Annotated in this window: 11 protein-coding genes; 4 read left to right on the top strand and 7 right to left on the bottom strand. The window is 75.9% G+C overall.

Annotated features, from left to right (window positions below; all coding sequences use genetic code 11):
• From AOK11_RS00220 to AOK11_RS00210, 3 genes are all read right to left on the bottom strand, one after another.
• Positions 1 to 1,115 (bottom strand): ATP-binding protein (locus AOK11_RS00220; RefSeq protein ID WP_157869247.1); only part of this gene is annotated, 1,115 nt, incomplete at its 3' end.
• A gap of 129 nt (positions 1,116 to 1,244) precedes the next feature.
• A complete protein-coding gene (locus tag AOK11_RS00215; protein ID WP_055591552.1) occupies positions 1,245 to 1,442 on the bottom strand; it encodes a hypothetical protein in 198 nt (65 codons plus the stop codon).
• Between the two features lie 89 nt (positions 1,443 to 1,531).
• Positions 1,532 to 4,681 carry a type 2 lanthipeptide synthetase LanM family protein gene (locus AOK11_RS00210; protein WP_240497155.1) on the bottom strand — a complete coding sequence of 1,050 codons (3,150 nt, stop codon included), beginning with the start codon at positions 4,679 to 4,681 and terminating at the stop codon, positions 1,532 to 1,534.
• 528 nt (positions 4,682 to 5,209) lie between these two features.
• Here AOK11_RS00210 and AOK11_RS00205 point away from each other — a divergent pair.
• On the top strand, positions 5,210 to 5,821 hold the full coding sequence (locus tag AOK11_RS00205; protein WP_055591550.1) for a helix-turn-helix transcriptional regulator: 612 nt from the start codon (positions 5,210 to 5,212) through the stop codon (positions 5,819 to 5,821).
• Positions 5,818 to 6,471, top strand: coding sequence for a response regulator transcription factor (locus AOK11_RS00200; RefSeq protein ID WP_055591549.1), 654 nt, complete (start codon positions 5,818 to 5,820; stop codon positions 6,469 to 6,471). Before AOK11_RS00205 ends, AOK11_RS00200 begins: the two co-directional genes overlap by 4 nt.
• Positions 6,472 to 6,598: 127 nt before the next feature.
• Here AOK11_RS00200 and AOK11_RS00195 read toward each other — a convergent pair whose 3' ends face one another.
• The 3 genes from AOK11_RS00195 to AOK11_RS00185 all read right to left on the bottom strand — a co-directional run bounded on the left by AOK11_RS00195 (position 6,599) and on the right by AOK11_RS00185 (position 8,464).
• Positions 6,599 to 7,339, bottom strand: a complete 741-nt coding sequence (locus tag AOK11_RS00195; protein ID WP_055591548.1) for a Type 1 glutamine amidotransferase-like domain-containing protein — start codon at positions 7,337 to 7,339, stop codon at positions 6,599 to 6,601.
• Positions 7,340 to 7,503: 164 nt separating this feature from the next.
• Positions 7,504 to 8,283 carry a 4'-phosphopantetheinyl transferase family protein gene (locus AOK11_RS00190; RefSeq protein ID WP_079034528.1) on the bottom strand — a complete coding sequence of 260 codons (780 nt, stop codon included), beginning with the start codon at positions 8,281 to 8,283 and terminating at the stop codon, positions 7,504 to 7,506.
• Entirely contained in the window at positions 8,276 to 8,464 is a 189-nt protein-coding gene (locus AOK11_RS00185) for an MbtH family protein (protein ID WP_062193195.1), read from the bottom strand. The genes AOK11_RS00190 and AOK11_RS00185 overlap by 8 nt, the downstream gene beginning before the upstream one ends.
• Positions 8,465 to 8,784: 320 nt before the next feature.
• Here AOK11_RS00185 and AOK11_RS00180 point away from each other — a divergent pair, with 320 nt between their 5' ends.
• Positions 8,785 to 11,109 (top strand): lantibiotic dehydratase, encoded by a 2,325-nt coding sequence (locus AOK11_RS00180; RefSeq protein ID WP_055591546.1) that lies wholly within the window; start codon positions 8,785 to 8,787, stop codon positions 11,107 to 11,109.
• A gap of 110 nt (positions 11,110 to 11,219) precedes the next feature.
• Positions 11,220 to 12,137, top strand: a complete 918-nt coding sequence (locus AOK11_RS00175) for a DUF2510 domain-containing protein (RefSeq protein WP_055591545.1) — start codon at positions 11,220 to 11,222, stop codon at positions 12,135 to 12,137.
• Between the two features lie 31 nt (positions 12,138 to 12,168).
• Here AOK11_RS00175 and AOK11_RS00170 read toward each other — a convergent pair whose 3' ends face one another.
• Positions 12,169 to 13,371: an amino acid deaminase/aldolase gene (locus AOK11_RS00170; RefSeq protein ID WP_055591544.1), complete on the bottom strand. Its 1,203-nt coding sequence runs from the start codon at positions 13,369 to 13,371 to the stop codon at positions 12,169 to 12,171.
• Positions 13,372 to 13,725 lie beyond the last annotated feature (354 nt).

Below are 13,725 nucleotides of genomic sequence, written 5' to 3'. Positions count from 1 at the left end.
CGTGCCAGGTCCGCACGCTGACCCGGCGTCATCTGCGTGGACAGGGCCTCGACGGTGGGGGAGTGGCGGACGGAGTACCAGTCGGGGGCGGGCTCGTCGGGGATGACCAGGCGGGCGGCGACGCCCGCGTGCAGATGACTGAGCAGCGCCCGGTCCTCGACACCGGTCATGCGCTGGAGCACGGTGAGAGGGAAGCGGCGGCCCAGGACGGCGGCGGCCGACAACAGGGTCAGGCCCTGTGTGCCCAGCCGGTCGATGCGCCGCAGGATGCCCCGGGCCAGCGTCGAGGAAACGTCACGGCGCAGATCGCCGACCGCGCGCCAGCCGTCGGCGCCCTGCACCAGCGTCCCGGCCCCGATCATGGACTGGAGCAGTTCCTCGACCAGGTACGGACTGCCCGCGCTGTCCTCCCACAGGCGGTCCAGCACCGCCGCCGGCACGTTCCCCGGACCGTCGGCCCCCAGATGCGCCGCCGTCATCTCGTCCACCTGGGGCCGGGTCAGCGGCGGCAGTTCGGCCAGGGTCGCGACGCCCCGCCGACGGGCGGACTGCGCCAGGTCCAGCGCGTCGCTGAAATCGGTCCGCACCGTGGCCAGCAGCAGGACCGGCGTGTACTCCAGGTTGTCCACCAGGTATTCGAGGACGCCGAGCGTCTCGGGGTCGGCGTCGTGCAGGTCCTCCAGCAGCAGCAACTGGCCCCGCCCGCGCCCGGCGGCCAACAGCAGACGCAGTACCGCCTCGCCCAGGATCACCATGGAACTGCTCTCGCGCTCCCCTGTGTCCCAGTCGGGTATCAGCCGCCCGAGGACCGGCCGGTAGGGGCCGAGGGCGAGGTCGTCCAGGGGCTCGCCGCTGCGGAACAGCGACATCAGCGCCTCGGTGAGCGGGCGGAACGGCACGGCGGGCCCGGTGGTGCTGCTGCGGCCGCGCAGCACCCGCATACCGGAGCCCAGCGCGCCGCCCACGGCCTCCGCCGCGAGCCGCGACTTGCCCACTCCGGCCTCGCCGACCAGGAAGACGACGCCGCCGCGCCCCTGTCTCGCCTGGTCCATGGCACGTTCGAGCAGGGTGAGTTGGGGGTCCCGCCCGACGAGGAAAGGCGCATGGGAACGCATGGACGCAGATGATAATCGGCATGTCGGGGCCCGGGCAGAGCACGAGCCCGACGGAGAACCGCCGGACGCGCCGCGGCGCGGGCCCGCCCGGCGGGCCCGCGCCCTCACACGACGCGACACCGCGCGGGGTCAGCCCGGCGCGGAGACCGAGGTGTCCAGGGTGCTCAGCGTGACGACGATGCCGCTGGTCAGCACCATCCCGGCCAGGACACGGGCGCGGGCGCAGGCCCGGTTGCGGCCGGTGAGCGTGATCCCGCCCGCCGCGTCCTGCTCGTCGGCGCTGTGCTGGACGGAGTCGGCGGCGGTGGTGGCGAGGTGCTGATCCATGAAAGGTGTTCCCCTTCTGTTTTCCGTACGGCGAGCACGGGATGGAGGCGGAGATGCCATGGGGCCGAGGAGCGCGGACGCCTTGCCGGTCAGTGGTCGGGGTGGGCCAGGAGCAGGACGGACGGGACGGTGCCGGGGTGGGCCAGACGGAGCAGGCCGTAGCCGATGCCGGACAGCCCGTCGAGCAGCCCGGGGGAGGGAACGTGGTCGGGGGTGGCACAGCGGTGGCCCTGTGCCTCGACGAGGGCGAGTGCCCGGCCCGTGCGCCGGGCGAGCGCTCCGGCGGCGGCCGGGTCGCCCCTCCCGGCGCGCACGGCCAGGGCTTCCAGCGTGCCGAGCGTGCCCCGCCCGAGGCTGAGGTCGGGACGGACCTCGGCGTCCGCGGGCCGGACCGGGACCCGGGACACGGAGGGCGCGGGGGAGAGGTGGGCGGCGACGGCCGCCGCACCGGCGAACCCGCCGGACCAGGACACGTCCGTGGACGCGGCCCCGGTGTCGCGCAGCGCGGCGTCCAGCAGCGTCCGGGCGGCGGCCGTGTGCGCGGTGGCGTCCCCGGGGCGGCGGGCGGCGTACCGCAGCAGGGCCCACGCGATGCCCGCGGCGCCGTCGGCGAAACCGGCGGGAAGGCCGTGCGAGGCGGCGGCACACCGGTCCGCACCGGGCTGCACGGCGCCCTCGGCGCCGGTGACCTCTCCGGCCACCGAGCCGAGCAGCCGGTCCGCCAGAGCGTCCGCCAGACTCAGCGCCGCCGGGTCGCCGGTCGTCTCGTGCGCCGCGACCGCGGCGGTCAGGGCTCCCGCCGTGCCGGTGGCGAACCCGGGCTCGGAGCTCACGGAGGCGGCGTGGCCGAGAGCGGTGAGCGCGTCCGGCAGGCAGTCCGCGACGTCCGGGCCGAGCAGTGCCGACAGACGCAGCACGGCGTACACGATGCCGCCGAGACCGTCGTACGCGCCGGGGCCCGCCGCCGCGCTCAGCTCGGGCTCGTCCGCCAGCGCCTTCAGCAGGACGGGCAGGGGGCGGACGGCCTCCCGGGCGAGCGCGGCGTACCGGTCCGCTCCGGCCAGTGCGGCGGTGTGCGCCAGGAACAGCGCCACTCCGCAGTAGCCCTGCGCGAGTCCGGCGCCCATCGGCAGCACCGCCCAGTGCGGCCCGGACACCCGCTCCAGGCCGAGCCAGTTGGTCCGCCCGCCCTCGCGTACCGCGCGGGCGGCGATCTCGTCGGCGATCCCGCACGCGGCGGCGAGCAGCCGGGACGCGTCGGGCGCGACAGCAGGCACCGGCTCCACCGCCAGTTCGGACCTGGGCCGGTCCAGCGGAGAGCCCGCGCCCCGGGCGGCGAGCGTGGCCGTGATGATCCACTCCTGGTCGTGGCAGTCGACCTCGTCCATCCGGGCGATCTTCGCCCGCACCGCGGCCACGCCCGCCACCGGCAGCACGGCCGGCAGCCACGTGCCGTCGTCGGCCCGGACCGCTGTCCCCGACGGCCGATGGGTGAAGAGCGGCACGTCACCGCGCCACAGCGCCGCCGTCTCGTGCTCGATCAGCCGCCGGCGTGCCTCGTCGTGCTCGGACTCGGTCCACAGCACCGCGAACACCCCCTCCCGGGCGAGCGCGTCGCCCAGCAGCGACGGGTGGGCCGACTCCTCCAGCAGGGTCGCGTACAGACGGGTGGAGCGGGCGATGAGCCGGGCGGGACGGTCGGCACGGGCCATCAGCGGGCCGTCGTCGCCGAGCAGTTCACGACCGTGCGCCGCGAGCGCCGCGTACGCGGCGCGGAACCCCTCCAGCAGGGCCGCCCGGTGATCGGCGCCCTCGAGAAGGCGGCCGGCGGGCAGCGGCTGGTTGTGCGCCGCGGGGCTGAGGACCGGGGCGCGTACGGCCCGCATGGTGTCCAGCCCGCTGTCCCGCCAGTGCAGGCCCTCGCTCGGGTAGGTGCCGTCGGTGGACCGGCCGAGCGCGGAGATGTCGAGCGCCCCGTGCTCGCCGATCAGCAGGTGCGGCAGCAGGCAGGTGCGGTGCACGGAGGCGTGCAGCGCGTCCGCCGCCGGGTCGGCGCCCGCCGTCATGGACTGCGCGAGCCCGGTGTGCAGCAGCGTCTCGGCGTCCACCAGGACCGGCTGGTCGCCGCAGGCGATGACGTTCTCGTAGTGCATGTCGGCGCCGTCCACCGCGTACAGCAGGGCCAGCAGCGCGCCCTGGCGCCGGTAGAACGCGTCCGTCTCGGTCACCGACCGGCACCAGCGGTGCTCGACGAACTCCAGCCAGCCGTACGCCTCGCGGCGCAGGCTGCGCGGGGTCCGCAGGTCCAGTCCGGCGACCTTGGCGTTCAGCCAGTCCACCAGGTCGTCGAGGAGCGCGTGCTGGTCGAGCGGCCGGGGCTTGTAGACCAGCCGGTCGCCCCCGGCGAACCGCAGGACGGCGACGGACCGGTTGCCCTGGTGGGCGTCCCCGCGGCCGAGGTCCACCCCGGCGAGCGGGCCGGGGTCGCGTCCGTCGAGGAGTCCGGCGGCCAGGTCCTCCCGGTCGGCCGCGAAACGGGCCGCCAGTTCGGCCGTGGCGGCCGTCGCGTCCAGGGCGGTCTGCGCGAGCATCCGGGCCAGCACCGGGTAGGCGGCGAACAGCGCACAGAGGCCCTGCCGGGTGCCCGCGGCCGCGGCGAAGGCGTCGAACCGCTCGCGGGCACCGGCGCCGGCCAGCCGCCCGGCGCGCCGCGCCGTGTCGAGTTCGCGGACCAGGGTCCGCGCCGCCTGCCGGACCAGCTGGTGCGTCAGCCGCCGCGCGAACGCCTCCCGCCACACGGCCGGTTCGGCGTCCTCGAACGCCGGCAGCAGCTCGGCCAGCCGCGCGGTGGCGGTGGCGACCAGCGGCCGGACGACCGGAGCGAAGGCGTCGGGTCCCTCACCGGGGACGACCGTCTCCACCGGTGCCGCCGCGGCGGTGTCCAGGGCCGCTTCGGCGTACCGCGCCCAGTCGGGCTTCGGGGCACGGGCGGCCAGCCGCGCCGCGGGCTCCGCGGCCAGCGCCGCGGCCGTGGCTCCGTCCACGCCCAGACCGGCCAGCCGCAGGGCGAAGCCCTCGGCGTCCCCGGCGGCCCAGGGCGCGTCCCCGGCGGTGGCTCCGGCGGGCGCCACGGCGAGGCCGGGGGCGGCGAGTCGTTCCGCGAGGGACAGCGCCGGTGCCCACCACGAGGGCGGGAGGCCGGTGCTCCGGGACGTCGGGAGGCTGGCGGTCTCAGTCACGAGAAAGAAGGTCGCAGACCCCCGGGACCCCCACATGGGTAAGCGGCCCCCATATTCTGCGCGACCCTCGCCCCGCTCCGGCGGCCCGGACGCCCGAAACCACCCCTTGGGCGGCAAACCCGCAGCTCGGAGGCGGGGGCGCCCGTGCAGCTCGGATGGGGGACGGAGCACCGGACGGAAGCGTGATACTGCGCGTTCGGCCCTTGTGCCCGCCCCCGGCGTATGCGCGGACCCCCGTGCGCACCCCTTCTCCGGGCCGCGGGCCCCCATGGCCGCTCCTTTCCCGTCCCCCGGATCACAGGTCCGCTGATCACACCGCCGCCCGGACCGGCCGGCGGCCGCCGTGCGCCGGGCCGGGAGGAGGACGCGAGGCGCCCACGAGCCGATGGGGCCGCCCCGCCCGGGGGAAAGGTGGGGGCCGGTTACCGATGCCGCCGCGTCCCCGCGCCCGGCACGGTGGTGCGCAGTCCCACCGCACACCGCCCGGAGTGCCCACGACCGGGCGAACCGACTTCCTAGGAGCAGCAGATGGGAGCACCCGTATCCGTCGGCGTGGTCGCCCTCGATCCGGTACTGGAGGCCGGCACGCGTGCGACCCTGCTGGCCTGCCCGGAACTGACCGTGTGCGAGCCCGCCGAGGCCCGGGTCGCCGTCCTCACCGTCGACCGCCTCGGCCCGGGCGAGCTGGACATGGTGCGCACCACCCGCGCCCTGAGGCACGGCCCCGCCGTCGTGCTGGTGGCCGGTGTCCTCGCCTCCGGCGACGCCCTGCACACCCTGGCCGCCGGTGCCCGCGGCCTGCTGGTGCGCCGGGACGCCGACGGCCCCCGCCTCGCCCACGCGGTGCTGGCCGCCGCCCGCGACGACTGCACCCTGCCACCCGGCCTGCTCGAACAGCTCCTGGACCGCCCGCCGGACGCCCGGCACGGCACCGGCGGCTGGACCGACGGCATGCTGTCCGACCGGGAGCGCTCGGTGCTGCGGCTGGTCGCCGACGGCCACGAGACGGCCGAGATCGCCCAGCGGCTCGCCTACTCGCCGCGCACCGTGACCACCGTGGTGCACGACATCACCCAGCGGTTCCGGCTGCGCAACCGCGCCCACGCGGTCGCCTACGCGCTCCGGGCGGGCCTGCTGTGACCGCGACCCTGACCGCCGCGCCGCCCCGGGCGTCCGCCGCCACGGCCCCCGCGTCCGCCGCCACGGCCGGCGCGTTCCCGGCCCTCCGCATCCCGCCCGCACGGGGCGCCGACCGAGTCCGCGCGATGGCCCGCCGCGCCGGTCTGGTCCACGCGGCCGAGCACGGCGGGCCCGGGACCGTCACCGTGGTGGCCGCCGCCGACGCCGCACAGGCCCTGCGCGGCCGGCACGGCGCGGGCCCGCTGGTCCTGGTGTGCGACACCGTCGGCCGCACGGGACTGCGGCTCGCGCTGCGGGCCGGGGCGGTCGTCCTGCGGGTCGCCGACCTCACCGAGGAGAGCCTGGCGGCGGCGGTGCGCCGCGCGGCCCATCCGCACCCGAGCATCCCCTACCCGGACCTCTCCCACCTGCTGACCAGCGGTCCGCGACCCGGCGACCCGGCCGCCGACGGCGGCCGGCCCGCCCTGACCGCCCGGCAGACGTCGGTGCTGCGCCTCATGGCCGAGGGCCACGGAAACGCGGACATCGCCCTGCTGCTGCGCTGCTCCGAACACACCGTCAAGAACGTCATCTACGAGATCATGGCCCGGTTGCAGGCCCGCAACCGGGCCCACGCGGTCGCCCACGCCGTACGTCACGGCCTGGTCTGAGGCGGTGGAGCGACGCGGACGCGGACGCGGGGGTGGGAGCCGTGGCCACGGAGCCGCGACGGCCGCACGCGGTGCCCGTCGCCCCACGCGGTCGTCGGCTCCTGCGCGGGGTCGTCCGGCCGGCCGGTCAGCCGGGGGGCCCGGGCAGCAACCGCGGCTCCATCCGCTCCTCCACGGCCCGCTCGCCGTCCCGGCGCACCACGTAGGCGGCCTTGCCCGGCTCCTCCGCCACCGCCTCGACCAGCTCGGTGCCCCGGTAGACCAGCCCCACACCGTCGTCGGTGCAGTGCGCCGTCGTGAAGACGCCCTGGGCCACCAGCCGGTGGATCAGCGGACGCCGGCCCTCGTCACTGTCGTAGTGCACCCCGTTGCCGTACGGCAGCAGGCCCAGCCCGTCGGTGACCGGGCGCAGTCGGGGGCCGAAGGAGTCCGTGGTGCCACCCTGGAACCAGCAGATGGAACCCGCGCTCACCCCGGCGAGCACCACACCCGAGCGCCACGCGCGCCGCAGGACCCCGTCCAGCCCGTGCGCCCGCCACACGGCGAGCAGGTTGGCCACCGAGCCGCCCATCACCCAGACCACGTCGTGGTCGAGCACCGTGCCCTCGACGTCGTCCACGTTCGGCATCGGGAAGAGCTGGAGCGGGGTGAGGTCGAAGCCCGCCACCCGGGCGGCCTCGCCCACCCGCGCCGTGACGTGCTCGGCGTCGCCCACCGCCGTACCCAGATAGAGGACGCGGGGGCGTCGGCCGTGCGCACCGGAGAGATCGACCGCGTGGTGGACCAGGGAGTGGAAGAGGACCCGGGTGCGCGTGCCGACGCGATGACCTCCGGAGGTGGCGACGATGGTCGGTTCCGGAGCGGTCACGCCGGTGATCGTAGCGCGCCAACTCCTGTGCGCTTGTGGGTTATTGGTGAAGGCGTCGCGCTCCCCGACCATCTGCGGGACGCAGGACCGCGTCAGGAGGCCGCAACGCCACGGCGGGGACCGGGCCCCTCGGACCGGTCCCCGCCGTGTTCACGCGTACGCCGTCAGGGCGTCCGCAGGGCCACCGCCGCCGCGTACCCCGCCGGGACCAGGACGTCCCGTACCGTCCACCCCGGTGCCGGAGCGGTCGGCAGCGGCCCCGTGCCGACGTAGTCCAGCGCCGGATCGCGCACCAGACCCGTGCCCAGGCCCTTGAGGTAGGCCTCCTTGCGCACCCAGGCCCGGGTGAACGCGGCCGGACGCTCGTGCGCGGGCAGCAGCGCCAGCTCGTCCGCCTCCGCCAGGTGCAGCGCCGACTGCGCGCCGAGCGCCGCCCGCATGGTGGCCAGCCCCTCCACGTCGACACCGACCGGCGCGGGGGCGAGCGCCACCATCACCAGACCCCCGCTGTGGGACAGCGAGAAGTGCACACCCGGCATGCGCAGGGCCGGTCGCCCGTGCGGTCCGCCGCAGCCCGCGCACGGCTCCCGGGTCAACGGCAGCGCGTCGGCGGGCACGCCGAGCAGGGTGCTCAGCACGTCGCGCAGGGCCGCGTGCGCGACCACGTACGCGTCGCGGTCGCGGTCGTGCCGGAACGCGCCGGCCCGGCCCCGTTCCTCCGCGTCCAGCAGCTCCCGCGCGTCCCGCAGGGTCCGCTCGTCCAGGGCACCGACACGGGCCAGGTACAGCTCCAGCGGCGCCCTCAGCACGCGCGGGCCCGGCGCCCGCGCCCGGTGCCGCAGCCCGGACAGGTCCAGCACGGCCGGGCACAGCAGCCCGGACGGCGCCGGCGGCGGGGCGTGCGCCGGCGGGTCCAGGAGCCGGCCCGCCCGTGGCTCAGACATCTGCCCCGGCCAGCCGGCGGCGCAGGCTGAGCGGGCGCATGTCCGTCCAGATCACGCCGATGTGGTCCAGGCACTCCTGCCGGCTGCCCCGCCGACCCTCCGGGTGCCACCCGGCGGGCACTTCGCGGTCCGCCCGCCAGATCGAGTACTGCTCCTCGTCGTTGCGCACCACGAGATACACCTCGTCGGTGCCCGGGCGGGCCTCCTCGGCGCCCGAGCCGGTCGCGGAGTGGGGTTGCGTCACGGTGAACCTCCCGCAGGTGATGGGGCCGGCCGCAGGTCGGGGCCGACGCCGACAGCGTGCCGGGCGGCCCCCCGGCCGGGGCAGGGACGAACGCGCCGAGCCCGCGGCGCGCGTTGCTGCCGGATCTTCTCTGGTGCCCTGCCGCCCCGGCGCGGGACGGTGCTGTACGCCCGGGGAGCCGGGCCTCCCGGCGGCGGCCACGGCCCGGCCGGACCGAGCGGCCTCCCCGCGCACCCCCTTTCCGGAAGGAGCACGTGATGTCGGACGAGCACGCACCGGTCCTGCTGCCGGGCGGAGGCTGGCGGCTCTGGGAGGAGTTCGCGCTGCGCGGCCCCGGCTTTCCCGCCGACGGCGTGCTGCACCTGGCCCCGCCCGGACTGGCCGAGGCCGCCGACAAATTCGGCCCCGGCACCGATCTGTCGGGACCCGAGTGGCAGGCTTTCGCCGAGGAGCTGTCGGCGGCCGCCGTGGACACCGCCCGCCACCTCCAGCGAGTCGCCGCCCAGCCCCGTTTCCAGGCGGCCCTCGCCTGGCAGAACCCCGCCGTCCTGCGCACCGGCATCGCCCCGTTCCTGCGCTGGACGCCGGGCGTGGACAGCCGCAGCAGCATGCCCCGGCAGCGCGAGGAACTGGTCGCCCACTACTGGCAGCGGTTCTGCGTGAAGAACGACACCATCGGCTTCTTCGGCCCCGTCGGCTGGGGCCGCTGGGACCTGTCGGCGCCGCACGCCGTCGCCGTGGACGCCGGCCGGGGCTTCCTCGCCGCACAGGAGGTCTACTTCTCCGGCTGGGCCGTCGACGCCCTGGCCAAGGTGCTCGCCGAGGACGAGGAGCTGATGCGGTGGATCCCGCCGCGCCGGATGTCCTTCGTCCACTGCCAGGACGGCACGGTACGGATCCCGGGACGGCCCGCCCAGCCCGTCGGGGAACTCCAGCAGGCCGTGCTGCTGCGCTGCGACGGCACCCGGCACCTCACCGCCGTCGCCGCCGACCTCGGCCTGGAGAGCGACGACGTCGCCGGCATCGTGCGCGAACTGGCCGGCCGGCGCTGGGTGCAGTGGCGTCTGGAGGTGCCCGCGGCCACCCACCCCGACCGGGCCCTGCGTCACATCCTGGAACGCGTACCCGACGAGACCGTCCGCGACCGGGCACTGGCGAAACTCGCCGTGCTGGAGCGCGGCCGCGACGCCGTACGGGACGCCGGGACCGACGCCACCGCGCTGACCGCCGCGATCGGCGCCCTGGAGGCCGACTTCGCCGCCCTCACCGACAGCGAGGCCCAGCGCGCCAAGGGCGCACGCACCGCCCCCTGCCGGGGACTGGTGTACTCCGACGCCCGACGGTCGGCCACCGCCACGGCCGGACCCGCGCTGCTGGCCCGTCTGGAGCCCCTCCAGCTGTGCCTGACGGCCGCCCGCTGGATGACGAACCGCTTCGCCGACGCCATCCGCGCCCGGCTGCGCACCGTCCACGACCGCCTGAGCGCCGACGGCACACCCGTGAACCTCGCCACCCTGTGGATGAACACCCTGCCCTCCCCGCACCCGGACGCCGGCGACCTGATCGACGCGGCCCAGGCCGAACTGAGCGCCAAGTGGGCCCGGATCCTCGACCTCCCGCCCGGTGCCCGCCGCGTCCGCCTGACCACGGCCGAGCTGGCCGACCGGGTGCGCCGGGAGTTCGGCGAGTCCGGCGACGGCTGGTCCCTCGCCCGCTACGTCAGCCCCGACATCCTGGTCGTCGCCGAGGACGCGGACGCCCTCACCCGCGGGGACGTCGACCTCGTCCTCGGCGAGATGCACTGCGCGCTGAACACCATGGGCGCCTCCCTCTTCGTCCACCAGCACCCCGACCGCGACCGGCTGATCGCCGAGACCAGCCGCGACTTCCCCGGCCCGCGCCTGCTGCCCACGCTGCCCAAGGAACTGCCCCTGAAGTGGTCCACCCGCAGCCGGCCCTCCCTGGACCGGCCCGAGGACCACTACGTGACCCTGGTCGACCAGACCGGCGACCCGCACCGTCCGAACTCGGTGCCGAGCGCCGACGTCCGCGTCGAGAACCGGGACGGCCGGCTGACCGCCGTGCTGCCCGACGGCAGCGCCCACGACGTCCTCGACGCCTACGCCAACACCCTCACCCAGCGCGTCATGGACCGCTTCACCCTCCGCCCCGAGGGCGAACACACCCCGCGCATCACCGTCGACCGCATGACCGTGGCCCGCGAGACCTGGCAACTGCCCGTCTCGGAAGCCGACTTCGCCGACGAGAAGAACGAGGCCGGGCGTTTCGTCCGCGCCCGGCGGTGGCGCGCCCGGCTCGGCCTGCCCCGCTACGTCTTCGTCGTCTCCCCGGCCGAGTCCCGGCCGTTCTACGTCGACTTCGACAGCCCCGTGTACGTCACGATCCTCGCCAAGGCGCTGCGCCGGCTGGCCCGTAGGGACCCGGGGGGCACGGTCACGTTCACGGAGATGCTGCCCTCACCGGAGCAGACCTGGCTCCACGACGACGAGGGACGCCGCTACACCTCGGAGCTGCGCTTCGTGGCGTTCGACACGGAGACGATGCCGACCGGTCACCGCTGAACCCCGACGCCGTCGCCCGCGACCGGGACGGCAACCTGCTCCGGGCGCGGACGAGTCACGAGAACGGAGGCGGGCTTCGCCGGTACTCGTCCTACAGTGCCCGGATGAGCATGACGCCCGCACCCGGCTGGTACCCCGACCCGCACGCCCCGCACCTGGAACGCTGGTGGGACGGCACGGCCTGGACCGAGCACCGGCGCACCCCCGAAGTCCCCGGCGGGCCGGTGCCGCCGTCCCCCGGTGGCTCCGGCGGCCGTACCCGGGTGACCGCCCTCGTCACGGCGGCGGCCCTGCTCGTCGCCGCGATCGTCACCGGCGCGGTGCTGCTCGGCGACGACGGCGACCCGGAGATCAGGACCGGCCCGACCACCGCGCCGTCCGCCCACGCGCCGGACGGCGCCGGCCCCCCACCGTCCGCGTCCCCCTCGGAGACCGGGTCCGGACCCCCCGCCGACGACCCGAACACCGTCGAGGACCAGCTCAACGGGATCACCTTCCCGCTCCTCGACGGCTGGGTGCGGCCGGAGAACGTCAGCCAGGACGACGTGGTCATGACCACCTCCGGCACCCACGACTGCCCGGGTGAGGGCAGCGTCTGCCGCCACGGCCTCGTCATGTCCCGCACGGTGACCGCGACCGATGAGACCTCGCCCGAGCTGCTCGCCGAGGAGGACGTCTCCGACGCGGCCGAGGACGCCTTCGAGGAGGACGCCCTCGACCAGCAGCCCTACGGCGGCATCGAGTCCCACAAGGTCGTGAAGTCCGGCCCGGTCGCGGTGGCCGGACGCGCCGGGTACTTCGTCCGCTGGCGGGTGACGACCGGCAAGGGACCCGGCGGGTACGTGCAGTCGCTGGTCTTCCCCTCCACCATCGGCACCGGGGCGCCGATCGTCGTCCGCTACGTCTTCGAGGCGGGCGACGGCGCACCGCCCCCGGCCGACATGGACCGCATCACCCAGGGCATCCGCGCGGTCGGCGACGCGGACTCGGGCGGCGGCGTGGGCAACAGCGTCGGCCCCACCCCCTGACCCGCGCCGGACGGGCCCTACCGGACGGGCCCTAAAGGAACGTCATGCCCTCGCCGCGGTACGTCGGTACGGTGTCCGCCACCGCGTCGCCCTCGATCAGCCGCAGTGCGTCGAACCGCTCGCACAGCTCGCCCGCCTTGGCGTGCCGGAACCACACCTTGTCGCCGATCAGCAGGTCGTCGGCCGGCGGGCCCAGCAACGGCGTCTGCACCTCGCCGGCCCCCTCCTGGGGGTCGTAGCGCAGTCCCTCGGGCAGGCAGGGCACCGGCAGCCGGTCGGTGCCGGCCGCGCCGGAGGCCGGATAACCACCGCCGAGCACCGTGATCACGCCCACGCCCGGCCGCCGTACGACGGGCAGGGCGAAGAGCGCCGCCGGACGCCCGGTGAACGACGTGTAGTTGTCGAACAGCCGCGGTACGTACAGCCCCGAACCCGCCGCGATCTCGGTGACCGCGTCCTCCTCGGCGGTGTACTGCACGCTGCCCGTACCGCCGCCGTTGACGAACTCCAGATCCGGCACGACCTCCCGCACCGCCCGCACCACCGCCGCTCGCCGCGCGGCGAGTTCCCGCCGGGCGGTGGCCTGCATCAGCCGCACGGCCCGGGACCGCAGCGGCCGCCCGGCCACCGCGTCGCCGACCCCCGCGACATGACCCTCGTACGCCATGATCCCCACGACCTCGAACCCGGGGCGCCGGGCCACCGCGCGGGCCACCTCGGCGACCTGCGCGGGGGAGTGGAGCGGGGACCGCCGGGCACCGACCCGCACCCGGCCGCCGAGCAGCTTCAGCGAGGTGTCCAGCTCCAGACAGACCCGCACCACCTCACCGCCGCCGGCCCGCGCGGCGTCGATCAGGTCCAGCTGCGCCGGGTCGTCGACCATGACGGTGACGGCGGCGGCGAGCTTGGGATCGGCGGCCAGCTCGGCGTAACCGGAGCGGTCGGCGGAGGGATAGGCGAGCAGGATGTCGTCGAAACCGGAGCGGGCCAGCCACAGGGACTCGGCGAGGGTGAACGACATGATGCCCGCGAAGCCGTCCCGGGCGAGCACCCGTTCGAGCAGGGCGCGGCAGCGCACGGACTTGCTCGCCACCCGGACCGGTTTTCCGCCCGCACGGCGGAGCAGATCGTCCGCGTTGGCGTCGAAGGCGTCCAGATCCACGATCGCGAGCGGGGCGTCGAGATGGGCGGTGGCCTGTTCGTAACGGGCCCGGTCGGAGGCGCGCGCAGTCATGAACGCAGCCTGCCAGAAGGGTCTTCCGAACGGGTAGGGGATGTTCCGGGCAGATGCCGCGGGCCTGCGGACTGGTTCCCGTTCGGCCGGGGGCACGTCGTAGAGTGACGCGCACGTCCGGCGGCCCACGCCGGACGAAGGCCCGTGCCGGGATGACGCTCCTCCCGTGCGGGTATCTGTGCCCGGGACGACTTCGTACCGGGTCCGGCGGCAGACACCGGCCCGCGGCGAGGAAACGGTCCGGGCACGAGGAAACGGGGGGTGCATGAGCACGGAAGCGCGGCGCGCCTCCCCCTCTCCGAGCCCCACGACTCCTCCTCCGCCGTCCGCGCCAGTTGGTGGGTGGGACGGGCG

Source organism: Streptomyces hirsutus, assembly GCF_001418415.1.
GTDB classification, from domain to species: Bacteria; Actinomycetota; Actinomycetes; order Streptomycetales; family Streptomycetaceae; genus Streptomyces; species Streptomyces hirsutus.
The sequence above is the reverse complement of the archived record's forward strand: the minus strand, read 5'-3'. Positions and strand labels throughout refer to the sequence as shown.